Genomic DNA, 23,088 nt, shown 5'->3' with positions numbered 1-23,088 from the left:
GTTACGTCGCCAAGAGCCAATTAGAAATTGGCTCTTGTTAAACCGTAAAATATTTTATTTAGCTTAAATGCTGCTTAAAAAAAGCCAACGTACGCTGCCAAGCTAAGTCTGCCATGGCTTTGTTATAGCGCGCAGTAGAATCATTATGAAAACCATGGTGAGACGCCGGGTAAATTTCAATTTTGTAGTTCAAACTATGTTGCTTAAATAGCGCTTCTGCTGCTGGCCATTGCTGGTTTACCCGCTCATCAAGTTCAGCCAACTGTATTAACATTGGCGCTTTAATATCCACAATGCTATCGGCCGCCGGTGGTGCGCCATAAAAAGGCACGGCAGCGTTTACTGCTTCGGGCAATTCAGCGGCTAAACGGCCGGTCATAGAGCCGCCAAAACAAAAACCAACGACGCCAAGCTTGCCATTACCACCATCTAACTGTTTCAGCCAGGTTGCGGCAGCTTTTAAATCGGCAACAATTTTTTCTGGCTGCAGGCTACTTTGCATAGTACGGCCTTCATCATCGTTGCCCGGATAACCGCCCAGCGGCCATAAGGCATCCGGTGCAAAGGCAATAAAGCCGGCTTTAGCTAAGCGGCGAGCAACATCTTCTATATAAGGATTTAAACCGCGGTTTTCATGGATCACTAATACCGTTGATGTCGCAGCAGTTAGATGTTTTGGCTTAACTAAATATCCTCGTCCTTCGCCATATCCCTGCGGAGAAGTAAATTTCTGATAGCTAGCAGTAATATCATCATCGTTAAACGATACCTGCTGCGCTAACGCATAGTTGGGCAACATGCTATTAATAAAGGTAGCCGCCAATGCCGCATTAACGGCTAAACCTGCCATAGCACTAAAGAAATCGCGCCGACTTAGCATGCCGTGAGCGTATTTATCGTATAACTTATAAGCTTGAGCTGGTAACTGTGGTTTTTGCTCTGATTCTGGCTTAAATTCTGTTTTAAGTAGCTGACGCACTGTATTTTTCATCGATGTTGCTCCGTGTTCTGTTCATTTAGCACTACGGTTCATTTTGAAAAATCGATCCGTGTTTAGTTATTCAACGTGTCACTTTCAATACGGCCATCAACTAGGTTAATGGTACGCTCGCAAGATGCTGATAAGCGTGGATCGTGTGTTACCAACAACACCGCACAGCCGCGCTCACGATTAACCTTACGAAATAAGTCGAACACGTCTGCCGCTGTACGCGTATCTAAATTACCCGTGGGTTCATCGGCTAATAGCAACGCAGGCTCGGTGATCAGTGCCCGAGCAATAGCCACGCGTTGTTGTTGCCCACCCGATAGCTGATTAGGCTTACTATTGGCAAACGTTGCTAAACCCACTGCAGCTAATAACTCATGCGCTTGCTGCAGTGCCAACTTATCAGGTTTACCTCGGGTAAGCATTAACGGCATTAGCACATTCTCTAACGCTGTAAAAGCTTGAATAAGATGATGAAACTGAAACACAAAGCCAATACTGCTTCCACGTAGCGCTGTACGTGCGGCATCATCCATGCCGCTGGTAGCTTGGCCTAGTAGATACAGCTCGCCGCTTGTGGGCTTATCTAGCAAGCCGAGAATATTTAGCAGCGTACTCTTACCAGACCCTGACGGGCCAACTAAGGCCGCAAAGTCATTACGGCCAATATTAAAATTAATACCATGCAGCACTTCAATTTCGTTCGGCTGACCAAGGTTATAAGACTTGCGTAAGTTGTCGAGGCGCAGCACCTCGCGCGTATTATCAGACATAACGGATCGCTACTACCGGGTCTAGCGCTGCCGCACGGCGCGATGGCACAGCCGCGGCCAACACTCCGGTTAGCGTCGCTAATAACATGGTAACTAAAATGAGTGTGCTAGATACCGGAATATAAAATAAACCAGGGCCAAAGCGATTAAACACCCACACTAGCGCATAGCTAACGCCGGTGCCAATCAGCGAGCCTAACAAGCCAAACACCGCGCCTTGAATTAAAAATATGCGTAAAATTTGCTGTCGTGTGGCACCTGTTGCTCGCAAAATACCAATTTCACGCGTGCGTTGCACTACGCTAACTGACAACACGCTAGCAATACCAAAGGCCACAGAAATAGCAACAAACACAATAATCATATTGGTCGACAGGCTTTGCGCGGTAAGCGCATTCATAAGTTGCGCGTTAGTTTTTATCCAGCTTTCGGCTTGTAACGAGGTTAAACGCCCAACTTGGCCGGCTATGGTTTCGGCGGCAAAGATATCAGCAACCCTAAGATCGATTACCGTAACCCCGCCAGGCAAACCCAGTAGCGACTGCGCCTGCTTTAAATCTAAATACACATAACGCGCATCTAGCTCGCGCACACCCAATTCAAAAATACCGGCAATATTAACCACCGCACTATTTTGCTGCCCAGTATCTAAGCGTAGTTTACTGCCCACTTGCACACCCAGATCTTTGGCTAATTGACTACCAATAAGCGCATCGCCCGCCCCTACTCGTAGTTGGCCACCAATCAGATAGTTTTTTAATGGAATAATTTTTTGGTAACGCGCAAGATCTATCCCGACCAAAGCGACAGAGCCAACGGCCTCACCACGCCGAGCAAAGGCAGGGCCAGATACCACCGGTGACACAGCGGTAAGTAGCGGTAATTGGTCTAAGCTAGCACTAATTTGCTGCCAGTTATTAATTGAACGCAAACGCTGGGCACGTTTATCTTCTTGTATTAATTGCAAGGTACCCTTTGCTGTGGGCAGCACAATGTTTACTTCATCGGGCGAAATTAAACGAATATGTGCTTGCGTGCCAAGGGTGCGTTCAATAATGTTCGACTGTAACCCCTGAATTAACGCGGTAACAAACACAATTACTGCCACGCCAACGGCCACACCAACACTAATCATTACCGATTGCGCTCGCCCCTCACGCAAAAAGCCGAGTGCAATTGTCCACTCTATCCATAGCCGTGCAAAAAAGCGCGTCAATTAAGCTTTACCGGTAGTTCGTTGCGGGTATTTGCACTATTAGTACCGCTATTGGGCAGCATGTTTTGCTCAACAAAACGCACCCGCGTACCCTCTTCTAATGTAGAAGCGGCATCGGCAAGCACCTGATCACCGCCGTGTAAACCCGTTAGCACTTCGGTTCTAACTAAACCCCGTAAGCCTAAGCCCACGGTTTGTCGTTGTATTTTGCCACTGCGCACTAGCAACACCTGCGCATGGTCGGCCTGCACTGCACTTAGCGCATCATTGGCAATGGTTAATGCCTGTTCGCGTCGCCCGGTTTCAATATTCACAGATACTGTCATATCTTGGCGTAAAAACGCTGGCTCTGGCACCACACTTAAGCGCACATCTACCGTACCGCGCTGCGGGTCGATACTGGGCGCAATAAAGTTAACGTGTGCGGCAAACGGCTGATTAGGGTAGGCATCAGCAATAGCAAAAGCCGGTTGCTGCAAGGCTAGTCGCGATAAATTACGCTCATCTAAGGGTACTAAAATTTCAGTATGGCCAGCTAATGCAATAGTAAACAGCACCTTGCCTGGCTGTACTAAGTCGCCAGGCTCGGCATTACGTGTTAGCACGGTGCCAGCTACCTGGCTGCGCACTATCGTTTTGGCTAGCTGCGCTTGCAGCGCGGCAAGACGCTGTTGCGCCTGCTGCTCTTCAACACCATTGCCGGCTAACGCGGCTGCGTTTAGCCGTGCCGTTTCATAAGCATTACTCGCTAAACGCTGCGCTTGCTCTGCTTGCTCTAGTGCTTCTGCTGGTAATAATGCGCGTTGAGTCAGATCGCGCCGCCGCGCTAATTCGCGATTAGCCTGAGCTAACTGGGTTTCAGCATTATTCATGGCTACTGCTGCTTGGGGCCGTGTGCTTGTCGTCAATTCCATTAGTGCAGCTTCAGCCTGTCGCACTTGCGCAGCAATATCGTCAGCGCGTAACACTAATAGCACATCACCTGGGGCAACCTGGTCACCCTCTTTTACATGGCGTTCTAGCACAACACCGGTAATTTCACTGCCTACTTGCGCCCGCGACACGGTAACTACCCGCCCGGTTGCTACCACGGTTTGTACCAGCGGCGTTGACGCAACAACATAGCCAGCAAGCTTAGGCCCCTGCCACCAACGCAGCACAGCAAAGCCCACGGCAAAGAGCAACAGCGAGACAATAATTAACGGCTTATAACGGCTAGCGTGCAATCGATCTCTCCAATATGGTTTAGATTAGAAGAATAGCATGTACGCGGTACGATTTCGCAATGTGCTTGGCGGTTTGTATTATGGGCTAATAAACACATGTTTAAACGAGAATATTATTGTTAGATTATAAATCGGCTAATAATCTAAAAATTTAATTAACCAGCCACTCAGTCAGCACATACGAAATTTTTTAAATGCCTTGCTGATGACACGCGATTAAACAAAATATTACCTTAACTAATATAGATATTGCCTCTTTTGAAGTACCTAGCATCGTTAACATGACAATGGCATCTACGCCAGATAGTCTGATTTATGTAGACACATCTCATAGAATAGTAATCTTTAAAATCACACCTACTTAATTCGATTTTCAAATATCAGAATAAATCTAGGTATTACATAAAGAATAAATAGTGCCAACAAAGTACTGAGAATAGCGGTTGCCTCACGACCTAATCCAGCTGCCATGCCGATTGCGGCAGTTAACCAGATCCCAGCTGCGGTAGTTAATCCTTTGACATCCTCGCCCCCAGCACTTTTAATGATTGTCCCCGCACCAAGAAAACCAACACCTGTGATTAGACCTTGTAATACTCGCATTAGGTCAGCATCCGACACGCCCGCTTGTTGTGGAATGAGCACAAAAAGCGCAGCGCCAAGCGCAACGAGCATATGAGTTCTCAACCCTGCCGATTTACCTTTTTGCTCTCGCTCAAACCCAAGTAGGCCGCCAAGTATCGCCGCCAACAACAATCTGACGGTTATCCTTGTTACACCCGCTATATCCGGCAGATCAGAAAATTCATCTCTAATAGTGTTTACTATCTCATCTAGCCAAACTTCCATAGTTACCTCTTATGTTTTCGTACTGTTGTCAAATGTATACTTGGAAACGTTACGATGATGCGAGTCGGCGTGTCTGACTGAGACTGAATTCATTAATGTTTTTTTGTATCGCCCGCAACTTTATCCATTATGGCAAAGAGTACGCCAGACACTACAAACGCCATATGAATGATGACTTTCCACTTTAAACTATTCTCATTTGCATCACTCATATCGGCAGATATATCCATAAATGACTTTAAAAGATCAATAGCAGAAATGGCAACGATAGCGCCAATAACTTTTAATTTTAAGCCAGAAAAATCAACTTTACCCATCCAATCTGGACGGTCTTTGTGATCACCAATATCGATTTTTGATATAAATATTTCATACCCACTGAATATAATCATTAGTAACAAACTGGCTACCAAAGACATATCAACTAACGCCAGCATACCAACGATAACGTCTGCTTCAGTCGCGCTAAAAACTCCCGTGATCAAATGCCATAACTCTTGAGCAAATTTAATAAATAATATAAATACACTAAGAATTAAACCGACATAAAACGGCGCTAATATCCAGCGACTTCTAAAAATAGTCGTTTCCAAACTTTGTTCAATTTTTTCTAACATACAGCTCTCATACTTTTAAGAAGGAGTAAATTATATATGAGTCTGTTACATTTCGGAAACAGTAGTTGCTTATCGCCGTTACCATTTCATGATCCGGCTCATGTATTATTGCTGCATTACACTGTGTTAGGTAAAGACGGCACTAAATACGATCAAAAAGCGAATAGAAATGGTATTGAAGCAGTTAATGCGAATACTACGATGCCGCAAGAGTTAGGATATTCAGCAACGCCAACCAGTTTTTATAATGATGAAAATGGAGAAATAATGATAACGGTTAACATTGGCTCTTTGGCTTTACCGGTGTCGCCATTACTGGTGTTAATTAGTGTCATTATTGGTTTTACCGTCAGCTCATTAGTCGCAAAAAAGGGCGACACAGAAAAGAAAGAAAAGGCGTCAAACGCGTTAATGCTGATTTTGTTGGCAGGGTTAGTGATAGGTAGATTGGTGTTTGTGCTGCGCTTTGCTGATAGTTACGACAGCGTTTGGCAGATGTTTGATATTCGAGATCGTGGTATCGATTATACGGCTGCCTTATTTAGCTCTGTCGTGGTGTTGTTTTTACAGTTACGCCAACGACACTTACGTAAAGCCTTGCTGTCTGGTGTATTAACAATGGCAGGTTTATATGTGGTTTTTAGCTTAGTAATTAGCGCAGGGCGCGAGCAATCGGTGTTACCGCACAGCAGTTTTATGCAGCTAGACGGTCAAACTGTAACGCTGCCAGAAATTAGTCAACAACAGCCAACGGTGGTTAATTTATGGGCTACTTGGTGCCCGCCTTGTCGGCGTGAAATGCCAGTGTTACAGCAGGCGGAACAACGCCATAACGATGTGAAATTTATTCTGCTTAATCAGCGAGAACCCATTCATACCGTTGAGCATTTTTTACAGCAGAAAGGCTTGAGCTTTAAGCATGTGCTGTTAGATAGTAAAGGTGATATGGCAACCAGTATGGGCGCGTTTGGTTTACCCGTTACCTTGTATTTTGATGCTAACGGTCAATTGGTACATAGCCATATGGGCGAGCTATCGGCAGCCAGTTTACAGCAAAGTATTGAGCAGTATTTTTGATTGGTTAATAACTTGGGTTGCGCAACCAGTTAGTGCATAGCAACGGCTTTAGCTAGTGCATATAACTGCTTATTAGCCGCAGCGTCTCCTGCGTTTATGTTACGAGGAAATTATACTTTTGACGTCAGTTGTTTTTCGCGTGTACTGCCAAACAGCAGAATATTGAATATATGGTGCCTAGGGTCGGACTCGAACCGACACGGAGTTTCCCCCGGCGGATTTTGAATGAACTTCATATATGGTTATCTAGCTGAAAATTAAGCAGATAATTCTCTCAAAAAGCAAACTTTACAAAATCTTTGCAAAATGAGAGCTATACATGGAGCTCAACAATGTCAAAAGTCATCGAAAAACATCGCCTTACACCAGACCTGCAAATCTACAAGCAAAGCAACTGCTATAACTGGATTGCCCGCCTCAAAATAAACAAAACCCACTTCTCCCGCACCACCAAAACCCGTGATCTGAGCGAGGCTATAGCTAAGGCTCATCGAATTTTTATCGAATATGAAATCCGTTACGAAACCAACAACTTTGTCGTAGAGACCAAACGCTTCGCATTTGTAGCAGATAAGGTTATCCAGCAAATGAAGCAAGCCTTAACTGCTGGTATGGGCAAAGTCATCTATGACGATTATATAGGCGCACTGCGTAGATACCATATAGCATTTTTTGGTAGTACGCATGTGACCAGAATTGACGATGACCTTCTCACCGAGTTCGACCAATGGCGGGTTACTCAGCTTGGTCGCGTCCCTGCCAAGTCAACAGTTCAGAATCACAACGCAGCCCTGCAAATGGTGTTCGACTATGCGGTAAAAAAGAAGTGGATGCTGGTAAGCCAAGTTCCTTCGCTGGAAAATAAAGGTGTGGGCGGCCAACGCCGTGCTGCTTTCAACATTGACGAATATCTTAAGGTCCGTGAGAAAATAGAAGAAATCCAGCATGAAAGCCGCAAAGAGAAGACCCGGCAGATCAGAGAGCTTTTATTGGATTATATGGACTTCGCTATCCTAACGGGCATGAGGCCAGGCTCTGAAATGGATAACCTGACATGGGCTGATATGCACATTGAACGTGATACTGAGCGTTGCCGTTTTTATGTGACAGTCCGTAAAGGCAAAACAACTAAGTACACCGGCACCAGGGAAATTGTCTGTAAAGAAGCGATAGTAAAAGTACTACAGCGCCTAAGCCATCGATTTCCGAATAGGCTAAAGGACAACAAAATATTTGTGTTATCGGATGGTACTTCAGCCAAAGAAATGCCACGGCATTTCGAAAAAGCCCTTGAATTAACTAAACTAAAGAATTCCCAACAGGGGGAAAGAAGTTTATATTCATTACGTCACAGCTATATCACCTGGGAGCTTATGGCCCAAAATGTCAGTATTGATGTGTTAGCGCGACAATGTGGCACAGGCATCCAGATGATTGAGCAGCATTACAGCCATGTCATTCCGAGAATGTTCGGTCGGCAGCTCTCTGGGGTGGAGCTTGAAACCAAGAAGCTGGTTAATAAGCAGTTCTCAGAAGTACACTACGACGAGCTGCTGCAAAATCAAATTGCTCGCTGGGCGCAAAACTATAAGCAGCGAGGTTTCATCTAATAAGGAGTAATTGGTGGCGTATCTGCAGAAAATAACCATCATTGATGGCCTATACATTTTCACTCAGCAGAACTCCAAACGGTGGTATGCACGCTTTAAGATCGGCAAGAAGCATATCACCTACTCCACTGGCGAATATGACCAAGAAACTGCCAAAATCAAAGCAACCGATGAATATTACAAACGCCGGGCCGAACATGAGCTCGGCATTCGGTCTGGTGCGCAAAAATTTGAAGACATTGCTAATGAAGTAAAAGAAGACTTAAACAAAGCCATAGCACTGGCAAAAACTACCGGCCAATCAACTAAAACTAAAAGCAATTACATTGGCATTCTGAATAAGTATCACATCCCCTTTTTTACAGGCCACCGAATAAACCAGATTGATCAGTCAGCTATGGATGCGTTTTCAGAATGGCGTAAAGAAAGGTTTGGCGGTGAGATGTCGAGTTCGTCCCTGCAAAATCATAACGCCGTGCTTGGCAAAGTATTCGAGAAAGCGCTGAAATCAGGTCAAATAACTAAGTACCAAGTTCCATCCTTTGATACCCAAGGTAAGCGCCAGCAGCGCCGTGCTGCATTCAGCTGGGAAGAGTTCAGGAAAATATCTGACTACATCTTGGATGACATGCATCGTACCAAGAACAAGAAAAGCAAAATGTTACTTGAACTGTTGTATGACTATATCGACTTTGTTGTAGCAACTGGTATGCGGCCAGGCACAGAGGTTGAGCATGTTGAATGGCGTGATATCAGCTTCAGGTTAAATGACGGCGTACCAGAAATCACCGTAGCTGTGCGCAAGGGTAAGACAACCGAATTCACCGGTGTCCGGCAAGTAGTGGTGCGCAGTGATTTTATAGCAAACCTTGAAGATTTGGTAACACGATTCCCTAACAGACAAGCCAATGAGAAAGTCTTCCTATTGGCAAACGGAAAAGACCCAAAGAGCTTGAGCCGCAAGTTCTCTGACATATTGGCTAAACTTAACCTGAAGAAAAGCCCTTACGGTGAACGTACACTTTACTCCCTGCGCCACTCATACATTACCTGGAACCTGAAAACCAAAGCTGATATTGCATCACTGGCTAAGCAATGTGGCACCAGTATAGAGATGATTGACCGCACGTATAGCCATCTGTTGCCTTCGATGTTCAGGCCTGAGTTTAGTGGTGTGAATTATAAACAGAGGGAGCCTGATTCATTAAAAAGACGGGAGATTAGCCAAAAAGCCAAAGATGCGAATATCAGGGACTATGGTTGGCTTGCTGAGAACTTTGAGAAAAGAAAATTTATTTAAACTCATTGTGCTGTATCGAAAGCTATCTATTCGGTTATCTCCATAATTCTATCGATTACTACATTGATAAATAATGACATTTCAACCTCTCGTTTACTCAAACATTTTATGCCGGTTAGTAAACACATTAATAACACACAAGGCATTGATTTAAATGAATTTAATTATTATTATTTTAGTGTCACTTTTGTAGTATAATTAAATAAATTCATAGTCGGAGTGTCTTTTATGAATCTAGAAACTCGTATGCGTCAATCAATAAGTCGACGTTCTGGCTCAATAGTACTTCGCTCTGATGTCGTTGGTCTTGGTAGCCCGACACAGGTATCCCATGTCCTAGATAGCTTGATAAATAAAGGCTTCATTTACAGGCTTGGCAGAGGCATTTATGCAAAGGCTAGTTTTATTGATAGCTCTACCGCAAAACTAAGCAATACCCTATCAACCGTTATCACCGATACCGCTGAAAAATTGGGCTTTTCATTAAAAACTTCCTTATCACTTGAATCAAATGACCTTAAAGCGGGTAAAACAATCAAGATTGAGACAAAAAATTCTCGAGTCTCAAGAAGTATCAATATCAACGGAATCAGAATACTTTTTTGTGGCGGCCCGAGCAGTACTAAAAGTCGTAAAGCAAATAAATTAGTCCAATTCCCAACAAAAAACGTGGCTAAATATATAGAAAATCTGGCTAATGCTAATAAGGTCAAATATAAGCATCACTCAATGGATCTGTGGGCAAATACAGTAACCAGACTTGCCGGTGATGAAGTCCGCCAAGATACAGTTGAGGATCTGCTAATCGCAATGAAGAGAGCCGGTAAGATCACCTCGAAAGAGGTCGCAATACTAACTGTTAACTATCTCAGGGAAAGAAATCAAAGTGTTCGATCCGTTTAAGGATTTTGAAACTGCCGGTTATCTTCGGAACCGCTTTTACGAAAAAAATCTTGATATAGTCCGCGAAATCGAGCACACAATGTTCAGGGCCGGTCTTGACGATGCAATTAACTATCTCTCCCAGAGGCAGCAACTCACTTATTCAGACTTCAAAGAAGTGCATAAGATTCTGTTCTTTGAGTTTTATCCGTGGGCTGGTAAAGATCGATACGAAATAGCACCAAATTTAGCAATATCAAAAGCGAATACGCAGTTCTGTCACCCACTTGATCTTGAGCGAGCGGTAGTTGAAGGACTTAAAATCGGCCATGACAAAAAACAAATGGCAAAACGTCCTGGCGAAGTGATGGGTTACTTTGCTTATGGCCATCCCTTTCTTGATGGCAATGGAAGGACCATGCTGATCATTCACAGCGAGCTGTGTCATCGTGCTGGATTCTGCATTGACTGGCAGCAAACAAAAAAGATGGAGTATTTATCTGCATTAAGCAAGGAAATCGCATCACCAGGTAATAATCACTTAGACAGCTACTTGTCGAATTTCATCGTACCATCCAGGGACAGACTTGAATGGGGTGGTTCGATTGGCCAAGTCAAAGGTCTAGATGGTAGCCACGAACAGGATCTAGTTGAAGGCGAGTACTCTAACAAAGAAGTGCTTTCTAAGTATCGAGAATTTGAACTTAACCGAAATAAATAAGGAAAATGCTCTTTAACACTTATTAAAGTGCATTTTAGTGCTTAAAATAGCTAATAAAGTTTATCTGATGCTGCTAATGAGCATGAGCTGCTACAAAAATGAATAATATTTGCATAGAGCATTAAATATGCAGTTTTTAGATCAAATTACACTCAGGATTTCTCATAACAATTAAGCGTGTCTAGTAAAACCTGGGAAGCCCAGAGTAGCACGTTATGTTGTCTACGCTGACGACTGATATTCTTAACTTGTGATCGCGCTTTTCAATTTTAGGCAGGTTTAAGAGAGTTCGTCCTACTGATTTCCATCTCCACAGCTGCTGCCTGAATTGAGCTTCATTGGTATAAAGCAAGACTGGTCAATGAAGCGCGGCATGTTGTCACAGCAATACACGACCAGCTGGGTTGATTTACCTCAAGCTAAATAGGTGTTTTGAGCGAAGAACAAACATTAACGACTGGCTCAGGCGCCAGTTTTAGCCGCAACCTGTCGCTGTGCAGCTGATTGTTATGGCCTATTCCTAGTCATTTCAAGAGCTTTATCTCTGCTTATCCTGCCGTTACCGGAACACAAACGACACCTTTCCCAACCATCACATTCAGGACATTTCAAGTATTCGTAATCAGAGATATCTATTTCAAGTTGCGCTTCAACGACTCCATCTCCACGACACAGTGGACAAAAGTAGTTAAAGAATGAACATTCCCCCTCGCAAACTGGGCATTTTTTTAGCCTGTACTTTTTTTCGGTATAATGATTACACAAAGCTTGATACATGACCTTTTGCCAATGATTCGAGAACTGAGCTGTTTCAATTGCTGGCTGCAGAAGCACACTTTTAATAACGCTGATGTCGAGCCCCGCCTGTTCCATAGATCTGATCTGCCCAAGCACAATACCCAATTGCTCAGCGGCTTTCGTTGCAAAACGCTTAGCCAAATCAAATACTTCAAAATGTCTCCGAGCTCTATGTTTATCGACCTCAGGCCAACTCTCAGGAGGTGAAACATAATATTGAAACACTCCCGGCTCACCATCATCAACTGAAACATAAAAAGCAAAGATCCATTGGTCTATAAAAAATCTTTGCTTATCTAAATAAGGTTGAATTATTTGCTTTTCAGCACTGATAGCGAAGTTTTCCCCTTTTCCATCCATATTACAATCTCGGCATGAAGGTACCAGATTGCTGGGCAAAACAGAGAATTGTGGATAATGAGACTTGGGCAAGAAGTGATCTAAGTTGCGTGGAGTACCTATTCCCCCGCAAAACGGACACTTATCTTGTGCAGAATTTAAAATGGCATCATATACTTTTCTAGCCGGCTTTTCAGAAGCCCTAAAATATTGCTCATAAAGCTTGACCAACTCACTTTTTTTAAGAGCATTAATTACTTCAGGATCTCCACCTACACTTACAGGTTGTAAAGCATAAAGTTCAGCTGTACTTGCTGCGTATCTGTATTGCATGCCCGCATTAGAAAAATCACCTTTGCTCGCGATCAACTTTTCACGTAGAGAGTCATTCCCTGTGACGCCGAGAATACACTCATCGATAGTTTGTTCAAAAGTATAAAGAGGCTCATTAAGAAGCATCATGACTAAGACTCTCTTTCACGCTTAGCGATAAGGACCTTTAAAATCGCTCTTCCCTCAAAACCAATTTGTTTATCGTACTCCGCTAGAATTTCTTCATAGGTTTTTCCTGATCGAACTGAATTTTCGAGAATGTCGTGAAAACCTGAGCGCTCAACTTCTAAATTGAAAACCTCACTAGTTAATACTCCAACATTCTCAGCGAATGTCTCAATATTTGGCCTGCTCGCCGTTACATTTTCGCCTTTTCGGTATATCTTCCATACGCATGATTTCGGAACCTCTTGCAACACAACAGGGGAATGTGTAGCTATTATAGACACACCATTTTGGTCTAGAAGCAATTCAGAAAGTGCTCTTATAAATGCTGAAAGTAATGGGGGATGTAAATGGCTTTCTGGCTCATCAAGCAGAACAAGTGTTTTCTCTTCAACTACAGAAACTAACCTTGTAATTGTCAGTAATACAATCGCATGGCCGGAACTCATTCGGTTCAAATACGTTGAGATTAGAGATTTAAATTCCCTTTTAAATTCGTCACTATCTGATTGCTTTTTTGAGCTTTTTTTAAGCTCATGAAACGCCACTTCAAGATAACTTAATGCCATCGAAGCAAAGTTATCGTCTGAACCCAATTTATTTATGGCAGAATGCCAACGCTTCGCCTTTAAAGGGTTATGAAAGCATCTTGTTAATGCAACTACGCAATCATCATGCAGATCTGAAATATTGCGGTGCAAACCTGAGTTTTTTGGGTCCTTAAGCCCAATATAAAAATAACATGTACCTTTTGCTGGATCACTCTGCTCAGGTGGCGGAACAAAAGGGTCAAAAGCACTAAAAGACACTGAAACCAAGCTACTAAAATACGATTCATCAATGTCAACATCTCGAAAACCTAGAGTTTGCTTAAATCTTGCGTCCGTTGCACCGAGATTTGTTATTGCTTCAATCATGCCATTCAAAATAGTTGTCTTTCCAACACCATTTCTACCTATGATTGCATGTATATTCGTAGTCGGCCTAGCACCTACGCGAACATTAAAACTTAGTGATAGCCCACCAAAATTCTCACTCCTGTTTCGCATAAACTTGAAATCATAATCGGTTAATGTAGTTCCACCTGATAGTATTCTCGCATATTGTCCCTTTATCACAGAAAGGCTAGTGTTACGAAGGAATGAATCGCTAAAAACTTTCTCTTCCTTTATAAGGTCTATGACTTCAATATTATGCACAATGTCGTTTAATGACTTGAGAATTCTTTTACCAACATCTCCTAGTTTAACGATTTTTTTATAAAAATCAGGCCCCTCACCTAACGAGAAAAAATTACTAGGCAAGTCAACAAACTCAGGAGTTAATTTTTCGTATGTTGAAACCTCCGTCGTTTGCCCAACAAAACCAATTTTAATATTCCCAATATCGTGGTATGTACCACTAGAATCATAAAACGAAAGATAAAATTGCGTAACGAACGAGAAATCATTCCAGAAATCGACGGTCAGATATAGCTCATTTAATCCTGAAGTCGGAAACTTTACATCCTTTTTTATTATTTTGAATTTCATACCGGAATTACTCCCCTAAAACACTAGAAACTCTTCAGCATTTAAATACTCTTTTGTGCCACATACAGTACCGTTGACTGTGTATAAAACCTAAATCATTTGAATACACCTATTTTAACTTCCTTGTCTAAACTGAATAGCCAACAGTTTCCTAGACTTGGCATAGGTCCGCTAATAACACATAGTTATATATGATTATCTGCACTTTAATACATATTAAAGCGCGTTATTTTCAATAGGTTAGTGACAAACAGCACTATCTGTTACTAAGTTAGTGAACTTATCGCAGGCTGTCACTACTTTAGCTAAATATTACACTTATGCAACATAATTGAGCTCTGAAAGCTTCATGATCGCTAATGCTTAACGAGACAAGTTAATTTGAATCACAACGTAATTTCGGTGAGTTTTTTGAGGGTATAAACAGCACAATAAAACTGTAGTACATATTAAATCGCTGAACTAGATTCAGCGGCTACTTCATTAGCCTTCCTAACTTTTACTGCACTAAACGCTTATCAGCTTCTGGTAACAACGTTTTTGGGTCGCACTGAAGCGGAATTGAAATTTTGTAAAGCATCTCGATCGTAATGTTAACTGAACCGCGCTCAATGCGACCTATGTAGCTACGATCGATTTCAGCGGTAAGCGCAAGATTATCTTGGCTAAGACCAATTTCAAGCCTTCGCTTGCGTATATTCTCACCTATTTGCAAAGCCAAATCAGTCATTGTGCGCCCTTATTCTTTAGGGCTGCCACTATGGTAATTAGAGGATTAATCTGCCACGGATCATAATCCTCAATTATAAATATAATTATTTAAATTAATTTAAATCATAAGCTTACATTTGGCACATTAGGTATGTATTAAAGTTTTCTATTTCCGGCACGATAACAATAACTAACAGGGATTATAGTCCTCAATTGTTTCTTCAATTGTAATTTGCAAGGGTTCTCAATGTCTATTTATGTGAATACAAACATGTCATCGTTGAGCGCTCAGCGAAGTCTGGCACTAACTGAGCCAGCTTTAAATATAAGCTTTCAGCGCTTAGCTTCGGGATTTCGTATTAACTCCGCCGCCGATGATGCTGCAGGGCTGCAAATCTCTAATCGGTTAACAAGTCAAATTAATGGTTTAGCTCAGGGTATACGAAATGCTAATGACGGTATTTCACTGGCTCAGGTAGCCGAGGGCTCTTTAGATGAAATTTCTAATATGACGCAGCGTATGCGTACTCTTGTTATTCAATCTCGCAGCGGCATTAACAGCAAAGAAGATAAAACAGCAATACAAAATGAGATATACCAACTCAATAAGGAAATTACACGGGTCGCTAGTACGACTAGCTTCGCAGGTATTCCGCTATTAGACGGTACGTTAAACCGCGATTTTCTAATTGGTGCGAATGCAGGGCAAACCGTTAATATCAATCTAGACAGTGAGCTTGGATTTACTGCTGATGGATTAAGACTTTCTGAAATTGTTGTTGATGGTACTGATGGTGCCAAGGAGAAAGTACAAGCTGGAACATTAATAGGTATTGGCGACCCTATTGTATTACCAGATCCGCCGGTCTTAGGTGTTGTCACTGGCTTGCAAGTAAGTGTAAACGGGGGAGAATTTGTTACTATTCCACCATTTAATATGGGCAGTAATCCTCAGCAAAATAATGTTTTATTCGCCACAGAGATTTTAAAAACAAATTTGTCTTTCCAAGCACTTGTTAATCCACTTACAAACCAGTTTCATTTACTCAATGGCTCTATACAATTTCGACTTGAGGGGCTTGCCGATAATCAGTTAGATGCTACAAATAACCTTGATCAAATATCAACTCTTACCGGCCTGTCTCCGCAACAGCTTGGCAGCCAAGCCTATACACTATTTCCACCTGAAGATGAGCAGTCAATGACGAGATTTAACCTCGATATCATTGATGAAGCTATTAGCACTGTTGATAGTGCCAGAGCAAAACTTGGTGCTACACAAAATAGACTGCAATCAATAATTAGAAACCAAGCTAATATCGAGGAGAACTTATCTGCTGCACGAAGCCGAATACGGGATACCGACTATGCAAAAGAAACCGCTGAACTAACTAGAACACAGATATTGCAACAAACCAGCTCCACCGTACTGGCACAGGCTAACCAGAGGCCACAAGCAGCTCTGCAATTACTGCAATAAGTAATTAAACATTGGTGCTGTCTGTACTTTAGATAAAATTTACAATTATGTCACTTTAAACAGTCAACTATTCAAGCACTTGCTAGCTCATGCCGCTCAACCATTTGACACCTCCCAAAATGAAACCTATTTTTAACCTATCATTTACCAACTGGGTTAATAGAAGTATGCAGCACACTCCTATTACGAAGGAACAGGCGATTACCATGCTAAGCGATTGGCAAACCTGTGGACATGAACTGTCATCGTTAATGAAAATCACATCTAACCAATCTGGTGAGCAATTGTTCCTGCTTATCCCGGGTTATCAATGCAATGGATGGTATCAACTAGGCGGCGAGTATCGTAGCTACTCAGCAGCGTTAGCGGCATACGGCTCGCTGTTAGATATGCTGAGTGGTTCTTAGTCTTACTCTGATAGTAAGTATTTCGTCAGTAGCATTATGTAGAGATAGACAAGAAGGCCAGATTGTTGGTCTGAGGAATGAACTAGGTTGCTGAGATGATTAACGATGCCCGAGATTTTCGTCTCGGGCATTATCTATATACTTTCACACAAATGAATTCAGTAAATCTTCATCAAACGTTACACCGTTCAGATGGTGTTGTTCAACTAACTGCTTAAAATTCTCACTTGCATAGAGGATGGTGCAGCCTTGTAATTTTGATCTAAAAACATGCCGGTTATGTTTTGTTACGTCAGCTTCATCGAACACTAATGACACTACCCCATCAGGTTCGCCATCTAAATATTTCCGCTCCGTTAACGAAAGGTCCTCTTTGCCAAACACTCTGCAGTTAAACAAGTAGGCTGGCTTATCATTAACAACGATAGGGAGAAATTCGCCATCGGTCTTTAAGCTTTCCGCCAGTGCATCATAGGCTTTTGCAGACAAGTACAATCCTTGGCTATCCCACAGAGCAATATCAGGTATCTCTCTGCCACTCGAAGATAAACTTTGCAGTGTCGTTTCCATCGTCTTCCATTTACCAGCCAGAGAATCACCAGTAAGCGGCGCGTTCATCAACGTAGTAATCAAGTCATAATCACCGAGCTTTTCAGCAATTGTCATTACGTCAAGTTGAAGTGTCTTGTACGTCTTTGGTATGTGCTTTAGCTGATACACCATGCTATTCACCTGTCCACTGTGCATCTTTCTTCTCTACAATCTTTGCCGGATAACCACCAAAGGTTAAAACATGCTTTATATCACGCAACCTGTTACGCACTGAACTTTCAGGTAAGGCTGGACCGCCTAATCGAGTGCTTATCCAACTTTCATAATTGTAGCGATGTATTTCTTTGTGCGCGGGTGAGTTAGGTGTAGCCCAATGACCTTTTGACGCTTTATCGCGCGGCAACCAAACACCGTTTATTGGATCATTTATGCCGATACCATTAAGGTGCAGGTTCAATCTGGCTCTCATCATTTGTGAAGCAAGCCAGCGTCCTTTACCCATAACGATATGATGTGCATCATGGTCCAAGCTGGGTTTTGGTTCCGCGACGGCCGTTAGGTGGCGTGATAGAGTCACAGTTGGATGATGAGGCTCGTTGGCCAACTCGGATATGTTTTTTTGTTTATTGTCTGCTCGATAGCTATCTAAGTCTTGCTGCAGTGCTGCTTGAGTAGAAATCCTTATTCTTTCTCGTTGTAAATGCTGCAAATCACGTTCATGTTTTAGCTTTGCTTTACCATCCATTTTTTCCAACCCAGTTTGATAGTGCTGATTGGCTAATTGCTCAAAGCGGTGGATAGCCAGCTCTAAAGGAGTTGGGTTGCTTGGCCTAGGCTCGTAATAGCTACCCACGCCCGATAAATAAACTTTGCCCACTTAAGATCGCTCCCTAATCTGTTTCAACAATTGGCAATATTCTAGTTATTGATGAGGTTGACATCAATCATTTGTAAATCTATTTTTAACTAATAATTCACTTTTTGGATCTAAATATGGATATTCAGAGGTTAGATGGACTATGGGTTAACGGCTACAGGTACGCAAAGGCAGGTGTTATGCTCGCTGACTTTTATGATCCCAGCGTATATCAGCCAAGTTTGTTTGATGAACCAATTGTACAGCGAGAGTCAGATTTAAAGCTTATGCAGCTAATCGACAATCTGAACACCAAACACGCTAGGACCATTTGGTTTGCTAGCCAAGGCACTAAGCAGGAATGGAGCATGAAAAGGGAATTACTCTCACCTGCCTACACCACTAAATGGAGCGAATTGCCGGTAGCGAAATAACTTAATGACGGCTATGAGCGAGAAGCTGAAGTCGTTACTTATAGCCAACATTCTGATGCCTGTTAAATTTAGATATGTTCTATTTTTTCGTCAGAATATGAAATCCGGGTGAACAAGCCTTACGGTCGCTTATCGCTTGCACACCCGACAGAACTCATTTAGTTTTACCGACAATTACTCTGCATCAGGCAAGTAAGCTAACAATGGCGATGCCATCTCAAACAGCTCAGGCTGCCAGCTTTTCTGCCCGTATTTTTCGTTTAAAAGCTGGCTTATCTCACTGGCCTTTTGTTTCTCACCCAAAGTCTCATAGCCTGCTCGTTTAATGTTAAGGGCCTGCATTTCATACACTGGTATTTCACTCTGTGATTCAAGCAGCTCCGCCACTCGGATCGCATTAGGCCCATCGTTATTTTGTAAATATGCCTGTGCGAGTAATAACAACGAGCCATCTTTTGGCTGAGGTTGCCAGCCGATTACTTGTTCAAGCAACTCGATTCCTTTTTCCGGAGTTCCTAACTGCATATAAGCAATTGCGCGGTGATGCTGTAAAAACATCACGCGCTTGAGCGTAATACCATCAAACATTTCATCATACAGAGCCAATATCTCCTTTGGGCGTTCTAATTTGTTTAGCACATAGCTCATCATGGTAAAACTCATTAGCTTTAGAGAGAGCTCAGAACGAGGATCCTGAGTATCCGTGCGATTTACATACCAACTCACTGAATTCTGATAAACGCTATCTAACACAGTATGATCATGGCTTTTGGCATTCTCGTTGATCGCTAATAATTCATCCACTTGTTTATCATGAAGTAAATTGCCGTTGTAAATTGGTAGCCTTTTATTAGTGGGCTGTTCTGCGGCCTGGCTCTGAGTTTGCTTTGCTGATAGCTGCGTGTCACTAATTGATGCGGCAGCCAACGTGCTGAGTGTGAGTCCGAGACTTGTTATTAATAGATACCTTGTTTTCATAGTTGTTTCCTTGCTGAGGTTTTTAATCCGACTAAGATTGAAGTTACGGAAATGACTGACTGGCATCACCGCATGAGTAACATTTTTTTGAATGTTACGATGCAAAAAAAGTAGCGCTAAATCACGGCCATAGTCATCTTTTAACTGATGGCGGCAGCGTTCGTCGCAACTGAGCTCAATGCTGTGACGTGCCATGGTTACCAGTACACGTACCAGTGGATTCCACCAAAAGATACTGTGCGCTAGCGAGACAAACCACATCCATGCTGGGTCGTGCTGACGAATATGATTAAGTTCGTGGGTAAGAATCGACTTTAGCTGAGGGCTGTCAAGTAGCTCTTCAGACAACCAGACAACCGGCTTACTGATGCCTGTAGCCATGGCCATATCGCAGCAAGCCGTAACACGTAATGACACGAAATCTGCGTCAAGTTGATATTCTTGCCATAAATATTCCGCCGCTTGTGAATCTGCTTTGCAGCAGTGTAATAAGTGTATATAAGCATAAACTTTTGTAGCAAAAATAAACGTGCCCACAATCGTTAGCAACCCAAACACACTACTCACTGAAAACTGAGATAACCAATTCATGCCGGTCACAGTTTGCGGCAAAGCCGCAACAAATTGCTCTTCCATCTTCTGCAATTCACCTGCCGCAATCATTAATTGAGTTAAATTAAATAATTCGCTCGTTATAGGCGCAACAGGCTCGGCAAGCAGGTTCAAAATAGTGACCAGATTCCAGGGAACAAACCAAGCAACTAATGCTGTGATTACAACGTAAAACCTGAGTCGTGCCGGTGCGTTAATCAGTGATCTGTAAACAGCAAAAGCAATCGCACTAATCACACAGTTGGTAAATATATAATCCATTACGATTAATCCTGATTTTTCTCTTTCTGTTTTTTCAAGAATACTTCCAAATAAGCGATATCATCCTGACTGAGTTCCTCATCCTTCATTAAATGGGTAATTAAATCGGTGGCTTTGCCATTAAAAAAGCGGCGCAGGAAACCCGGTAATACAGTCTGTGTAATCTCTGACTGCGTCACTGCTGGAACATAGTAAATGGCTCGATCCTCAATGCGATCGCGTTTAAGTGCCCCTTTGTCTTCGAGGCGATCAATGATAGTTTTAACTGTAGAGTAAGTTACATTTTTTACCTGTTCGATTTGCTTAAATATTTCCGGTGACGAGCAGATCCCCTGCTGCCAGAAAATTTGCATCACATCTAATTCAAAATCACTTAATTTCATTCTAGTCTCTACATTTGTAGAAATAAACTTCTACAAATGTAGAGGTGCAGTTAATAACTGTCAAGAAAATTTTTTAAGCGCTAACTCTAGACGAGGTAAAGCGGTTCATCGGCACGTCAACTCAAGTATTACTTGAGGGAGAATTGATAAATGTGACTACAAGGAGAGAAGTGCACAATGCAAGTTTTACTTTATGGAGAAGCACAATATGTAAATCACGGTAAATCAATGTCTGCTTTAGCGACGAAATAGAATTTTTTGCATTTAAGGGATGATGTCAGCAATTGGCACTTAGCAGTCTTACCGTCGAGATTTAACAAGTAACCTAAATACTGCTTTGTAAAATATAAAGCTATTAAAGACGCAAAACAATTATAAAATTGGTTAACGGTGTATGTGCAGCAGACTGAACGTAATAGACGATCCTGGAGTTAGGGAGCTATGTGAAGGGCTGTAGATCCAACTGTACCCTGAGCGCCGGATATTCAGCAGGTTTATTCGAGCTACCAATCAGGTCAGTATTGTCAGGCAGAGAGATGGCGTTCGTAGAATGGACAACGCTGTTTGGTGGCTGTTACTTTAATCATCCACTACCGGCTTTAAGCCATCCAAGTACACCTCTTTCAGTACCCAGTATGACAAGCTAAATTTAAAGGGCGCTGCTGGTTACCAGACATACCGACATAGCAGATGTGTTATTCCTGCTAAAGGATTCGGCGAAACGGTGTAGGTTGTCAACATGCCAATAAGCTACAATGTAATTCCGAATTGTTCAAAAAAGATACCAAAATAGGGTGACAGAATATGAGTTTCAAAATCAATAAGCTCATGCTCAGGAACCGATGTGAAAGTAGAACGATCATTAGGCGCCCACCACTTATGAGGGCCATCGTATCCGGTATTGGGCTTTGCATATCGAATTAATCGGAATGGCCTATCTACCCATCCATCACCTTTCAATGAAAAAATATTAGCGGGCCCAGAAAACTGACCGAGCAAATACACTCCTTGATTTCCATGAGTCAGATAAAAATAATCACCTATCTCCGCTTCAATAAATCGGACTCCTTGGGCTTCAAATGATTTACCTTTTGCTGCGGTGTCGGCGTGAACATGGACCAATTTACATTCAATTGATGCGGCCAGATCTTGATGATCGAAGAAATCAGTTCCTTGAGAAAGTTTCCAGAATTTTGGAATCAATGGTGACACTCCTTCAAGCCAATAAATTTAATAACTTAGCAGCAGTTTTAGGCTTATGCAACGCCAATAAATTTCCACTTCATAAGTCCAGTGGACTGGCGGTCTCTGTGTAATATTGGTTAAGCCAGTTTAGGCAGTGTAAGACACTTAAAACGTTACCCCCCATTAGCGCTAAAAAACGCCATAAGCTCAGTAACCGCAGCATCGTAGTCAGACCAACTTTGTCTTTCCATTAAAGATTTAAGTTGTATTCTGGTCGAGGTAGCCACCCTGATTTGAGTCTTGCCTTCCATATATTTTCTGTCCCTAAAAACCCTATAGAAATTATCACGATCCTCGGAGTCCATATCCTTAAGAATTTCTTTTATCGTTTCTACGTAGGCAACTCTCTCTTCTTTTACATGGCTGTATCTGGTCTCCTGCAATTTATCTATCTTCAGCTTAAGTTTTTTATTTCTGGTTCTGTTTATAATGCTTTGCAAGTTTGGTAGGTTCTCGCGGCACATTTTATAACTTAACTTAATACCCATATTCATAATCCAGTCGAGAGCTCTCAATTAAAAATAATTTACAACGACTTATAATATAACAAACCATAATCGCCGTAACGACGATTGTCGCATCAATTTTTTAAGGTTACCACCGCCGTTACGACTACAATAAAGATCCTAATATTAGGTTGCAATTTAACGTCATAACGACGTTATGAAACCAGTAAACAAAATGGCGCAAACTCTTGTCGTAACGACGAAAGCTTACGAAAGTATTACACATTTTAATCAAAG

24 protein-coding genes are annotated in these 23,088 nt (G+C 42.3%); 9 read left to right on the top strand and 15 right to left on the bottom strand.

Annotated elements, in window-relative coordinates:
* Nucleotides 1-58: 58 nt before the first annotated feature.
* The 6 genes from MN199_RS01150 to MN199_RS01125 form a co-directional block, all read right to left on the bottom strand.
* Complete coding sequence (locus tag MN199_RS01150) at nucleotides 59-991, bottom strand: dienelactone hydrolase family protein (RefSeq protein ID WP_335738150.1); 933 nt, start codon at nucleotides 989-991, stop codon at nucleotides 59-61.
* A 62-nt stretch (nucleotides 992-1,053) separates the two neighbouring features.
* The gene (locus tag MN199_RS01145; protein ID WP_335738149.1) at nucleotides 1,054-1,761 is read right to left on the bottom strand and encodes an ABC transporter ATP-binding protein; all 708 of its coding nucleotides are present in this window, start codon (nucleotides 1,759-1,761) and stop codon (nucleotides 1,054-1,056) included.
* The gene (locus MN199_RS01140) at nucleotides 1,754-2,977 is read right to left on the bottom strand and encodes an ABC transporter permease (RefSeq protein ID WP_207903128.1); all 1,224 of its coding nucleotides are present in this window, start codon (nucleotides 2,975-2,977) and stop codon (nucleotides 1,754-1,756) included. Before MN199_RS01140 ends, MN199_RS01145 begins: the two co-directional genes overlap by 8 nt.
* Nucleotides 2,974-4,203 (bottom strand): efflux RND transporter periplasmic adaptor subunit, encoded by a 1,230-nt coding sequence (locus MN199_RS01135; protein ID WP_335738148.1) that lies wholly within the window; start codon nucleotides 4,201-4,203, stop codon nucleotides 2,974-2,976. Before MN199_RS01135 ends, MN199_RS01140 begins: the two co-directional genes overlap by 4 nt.
* Nucleotides 4,204-4,560: 357 nt before the next feature.
* Nucleotides 4,561-5,052 carry an MgtC/SapB family protein gene (locus MN199_RS01130; RefSeq protein WP_132581502.1) on the bottom strand — a complete coding sequence of 164 codons (492 nt, stop codon included), beginning with the start codon at nucleotides 5,050-5,052 and terminating at the stop codon, nucleotides 4,561-4,563.
* A 92-nt stretch (nucleotides 5,053-5,144) separates the two neighbouring features.
* On the bottom strand, nucleotides 5,145-5,669 hold the full coding sequence (locus MN199_RS01125; RefSeq protein ID WP_132581500.1) for a TIGR00645 family protein: 525 nt from the start codon (nucleotides 5,667-5,669) through the stop codon (nucleotides 5,145-5,147).
* Nucleotides 5,670-5,705: 36 nt separating this feature from the next.
* Here MN199_RS01125 and MN199_RS01120 point away from each other — a divergent pair, with 36 nt between their 5' ends.
* The 6 genes from MN199_RS01120 to MN199_RS14760 all read left to right on the top strand — a co-directional run bounded on the left by MN199_RS01120 (nucleotide 5,706) and on the right by MN199_RS14760 (nucleotide 11,686).
* Nucleotides 5,706-6,746, top strand: coding sequence for a TlpA family protein disulfide reductase (locus MN199_RS01120; RefSeq protein WP_335738147.1), 1,041 nt, complete (start codon nucleotides 5,706-5,708; stop codon nucleotides 6,744-6,746).
* A gap of 332 nt (nucleotides 6,747-7,078) precedes the next feature.
* The gene (locus MN199_RS01115; RefSeq protein ID WP_335738146.1) at nucleotides 7,079-8,356 is read left to right on the top strand and encodes a tyrosine-type recombinase/integrase; all 1,278 of its coding nucleotides are present in this window, start codon (nucleotides 7,079-7,081) and stop codon (nucleotides 8,354-8,356) included.
* Nucleotides 8,357-8,369: 13 nt separating this feature from the next.
* Nucleotides 8,370-9,656, top strand: a complete 1,287-nt coding sequence (locus tag MN199_RS01110) for a tyrosine-type recombinase/integrase (protein WP_335738145.1) — start codon at nucleotides 8,370-8,372, stop codon at nucleotides 9,654-9,656.
* A 228-nt stretch (nucleotides 9,657-9,884) separates the two neighbouring features.
* The gene (locus tag MN199_RS01105; protein ID WP_335738144.1) at nucleotides 9,885-10,559 is read left to right on the top strand and encodes a hypothetical protein; all 675 of its coding nucleotides are present in this window, start codon (nucleotides 9,885-9,887) and stop codon (nucleotides 10,557-10,559) included.
* The gene (locus MN199_RS01100) at nucleotides 10,543-11,259 is read left to right on the top strand and encodes a Fic/DOC family protein (RefSeq protein WP_335738143.1); all 717 of its coding nucleotides are present in this window, start codon (nucleotides 10,543-10,545) and stop codon (nucleotides 11,257-11,259) included. Before MN199_RS01105 ends, MN199_RS01100 begins: the two co-directional genes overlap by 17 nt.
* Nucleotides 11,260-11,587: 328 nt before the next feature.
* Complete coding sequence (locus MN199_RS14760; protein ID WP_418338058.1) at nucleotides 11,588-11,686, top strand: DUF4113 domain-containing protein; 99 nt, start codon at nucleotides 11,588-11,590, stop codon at nucleotides 11,684-11,686.
* Between the two features lie 80 nt (nucleotides 11,687-11,766).
* Here MN199_RS14760 and MN199_RS01095 read toward each other — a convergent pair whose 3' ends face one another.
* The 3 genes from MN199_RS01095 to MN199_RS01085 all read right to left on the bottom strand — a co-directional run bounded on the left by MN199_RS01095 (nucleotide 11,767) and on the right by MN199_RS01085 (nucleotide 15,156).
* Nucleotides 11,767-12,858: a hypothetical protein gene (locus MN199_RS01095; protein WP_335738142.1), complete on the bottom strand. Its 1,092-nt coding sequence runs from the start codon at nucleotides 12,856-12,858 to the stop codon at nucleotides 11,767-11,769.
* A gap of 2 nt (nucleotides 12,859-12,860) precedes the next feature.
* Complete coding sequence (locus tag MN199_RS01090) at nucleotides 12,861-14,426, bottom strand: AAA family ATPase (RefSeq protein ID WP_335738141.1); 1,566 nt, start codon at nucleotides 14,424-14,426, stop codon at nucleotides 12,861-12,863.
* 499 nt (nucleotides 14,427-14,925) lie between these two features.
* Nucleotides 14,926-15,156, bottom strand: a complete 231-nt coding sequence (locus tag MN199_RS01085) for a helix-turn-helix domain-containing protein (RefSeq protein WP_335738140.1) — start codon at nucleotides 15,154-15,156, stop codon at nucleotides 14,926-14,928.
* A 252-nt stretch (nucleotides 15,157-15,408) separates the two neighbouring features.
* On the opposite strand from MN199_RS01085, the gene MN199_RS01080 reads away from it, so the two are divergent.
* Complete coding sequence (locus tag MN199_RS01080) at nucleotides 15,409-16,617, top strand: flagellin N-terminal helical domain-containing protein (protein WP_335738139.1); 1,209 nt, start codon at nucleotides 15,409-15,411, stop codon at nucleotides 16,615-16,617.
* 206 nt (nucleotides 16,618-16,823) lie between these two features.
* Complete coding sequence (locus MN199_RS01075; RefSeq protein ID WP_335738138.1) at nucleotides 16,824-17,024, top strand: hypothetical protein; 201 nt, start codon at nucleotides 16,824-16,826, stop codon at nucleotides 17,022-17,024.
* A 144-nt stretch (nucleotides 17,025-17,168) separates the two neighbouring features.
* Here MN199_RS01075 and MN199_RS01070 read toward each other — a convergent pair whose 3' ends face one another.
* Nucleotides 17,169-17,747 carry a hypothetical protein gene (locus MN199_RS01070; RefSeq protein WP_335738137.1) on the bottom strand — a complete coding sequence of 193 codons (579 nt, stop codon included), beginning with the start codon at nucleotides 17,745-17,747 and terminating at the stop codon, nucleotides 17,169-17,171.
* Between the two features lies 1 nt (nucleotide 17,748).
* Entirely contained in the window at nucleotides 17,749-18,453 is a 705-nt protein-coding gene (locus MN199_RS01065) for an AHH domain-containing protein (RefSeq protein WP_335738136.1), read from the bottom strand.
* Between the two features lie 116 nt (nucleotides 18,454-18,569).
* Between MN199_RS01065 and MN199_RS01060 the strand changes: the two genes are divergently transcribed.
* The gene (locus MN199_RS01060; RefSeq protein ID WP_335738135.1) at nucleotides 18,570-18,866 is read left to right on the top strand and encodes a DUF4113 domain-containing protein; all 297 of its coding nucleotides are present in this window, start codon (nucleotides 18,570-18,572) and stop codon (nucleotides 18,864-18,866) included.
* A gap of 174 nt (nucleotides 18,867-19,040) precedes the next feature.
* On the opposite strand, the gene MN199_RS01055 is transcribed toward MN199_RS01060, so the two are convergent.
* The 4 genes from MN199_RS01055 to MN199_RS01040 form a co-directional block, all read right to left on the bottom strand.
* The gene (locus MN199_RS01055) at nucleotides 19,041-20,717 is read right to left on the bottom strand and encodes a M56 family metallopeptidase (RefSeq protein WP_335738134.1); all 1,677 of its coding nucleotides are present in this window, start codon (nucleotides 20,715-20,717) and stop codon (nucleotides 19,041-19,043) included.
* A gap of 5 nt (nucleotides 20,718-20,722) precedes the next feature.
* The gene (locus MN199_RS01050) at nucleotides 20,723-21,100 is read right to left on the bottom strand and encodes a BlaI/MecI/CopY family transcriptional regulator (protein WP_335738133.1); all 378 of its coding nucleotides are present in this window, start codon (nucleotides 21,098-21,100) and stop codon (nucleotides 20,723-20,725) included.
* 750 nt (nucleotides 21,101-21,850) lie between these two features.
* A complete protein-coding gene (locus tag MN199_RS01045; protein WP_335738132.1) occupies nucleotides 21,851-22,303 on the bottom strand; it encodes a hypothetical protein in 453 nt (150 codons plus the stop codon).
* A gap of 155 nt (nucleotides 22,304-22,458) precedes the next feature.
* Entirely contained in the window at nucleotides 22,459-22,833 is a 375-nt protein-coding gene (locus MN199_RS01040; RefSeq protein WP_335738131.1) for a hypothetical protein, read from the bottom strand.
* Nucleotides 22,834-23,088: the final 255 nt, after the last annotated feature.

It is taken from the genome of Rheinheimera metallidurans, from assembly GCF_036983985.1.
GTDB lineage: Bacteria > Pseudomonadota > Gammaproteobacteria > Enterobacterales > Alteromonadaceae > Alishewanella > Alishewanella metallidurans.
The sequence above is the reverse complement of the archived record's forward strand: the minus strand, read 5'-3'. Positions and strand labels throughout refer to the sequence as shown.

Bases quoted from the DNA above. Each gene is read 5' to 3' on its own strand.
- MN199_RS01090 (WP_335738141.1), bottom strand. From the start codon at position 14,426: ATGAAATTCAAAATAATAAAAAAGGATGTAAAGTTTCCGACTTCAGGA.
- MN199_RS01085 (WP_335738140.1), bottom strand. From the start codon at position 15,156: ATGACTGATTTGGCTTTGCAAATAGGTGAGAATATACGCAAGCGAAGG.
- MN199_RS01115 (WP_335738146.1), top strand. From the start codon at position 7,079: ATGTCAAAAGTCATCGAAAAACATCGCCTTACACCAGACCTGCAAATC.
- MN199_RS01075 (WP_335738138.1), top strand. From the start codon at position 16,824: ATGCTAAGCGATTGGCAAACCTGTGGACATGAACTGTCATCGTTAATG.
- MN199_RS01130 (WP_132581502.1), bottom strand. From the start codon at position 5,052: ATGGAAGTTTGGCTAGATGAGATAGTAAACACTATTAGAGATGAATTT.
- MN199_RS01145 (WP_335738149.1), bottom strand. From the start codon at position 1,761: ATGTCTGATAATACGCGCGAGGTGCTGCGCCTCGACAACTTACGCAAG.
- MN199_RS01120 (WP_335738147.1), top strand. From the start codon at position 5,706: ATGAGTCTGTTACATTTCGGAAACAGTAGTTGCTTATCGCCGTTACCA.
- MN199_RS01070 (WP_335738137.1), bottom strand. From the start codon at position 17,747: ATGGTGTATCAGCTAAAGCACATACCAAAGACGTACAAGACACTTCAA.
- MN199_RS01105 (WP_335738144.1), top strand. From the start codon at position 9,885: ATGAATCTAGAAACTCGTATGCGTCAATCAATAAGTCGACGTTCTGGC.
- MN199_RS01055 (WP_335738134.1), bottom strand. From the start codon at position 20,717: ATGGATTATATATTTACCAACTGTGTGATTAGTGCGATTGCTTTTGCT.
- MN199_RS01060 (WP_335738135.1), top strand. From the start codon at position 18,570: ATGGATATTCAGAGGTTAGATGGACTATGGGTTAACGGCTACAGGTAC.
- MN199_RS01050 (WP_335738133.1), bottom strand. From the start codon at position 21,100: ATGAAATTAAGTGATTTTGAATTAGATGTGATGCAAATTTTCTGGCAG.
- MN199_RS01150 (WP_335738150.1), bottom strand. From the start codon at position 991: ATGAAAAATACAGTGCGTCAGCTACTTAAAACAGAATTTAAGCCAGAA.
- MN199_RS01095 (WP_335738142.1), bottom strand. From the start codon at position 12,858: ATGATGCTTCTTAATGAGCCTCTTTATACTTTTGAACAAACTATCGAT.
- MN199_RS01040 (WP_335738131.1), bottom strand. From the start codon at position 22,833: ATGGGTATTAAGTTAAGTTATAAAATGTGCCGCGAGAACCTACCAAAC.
- MN199_RS01080 (WP_335738139.1), top strand. From the start codon at position 15,409: ATGTCATCGTTGAGCGCTCAGCGAAGTCTGGCACTAACTGAGCCAGCT.
- MN199_RS01125 (WP_132581500.1), bottom strand. From the start codon at position 5,669: ATGTTAGAAAAAATTGAACAAAGTTTGGAAACGACTATTTTTAGAAGT.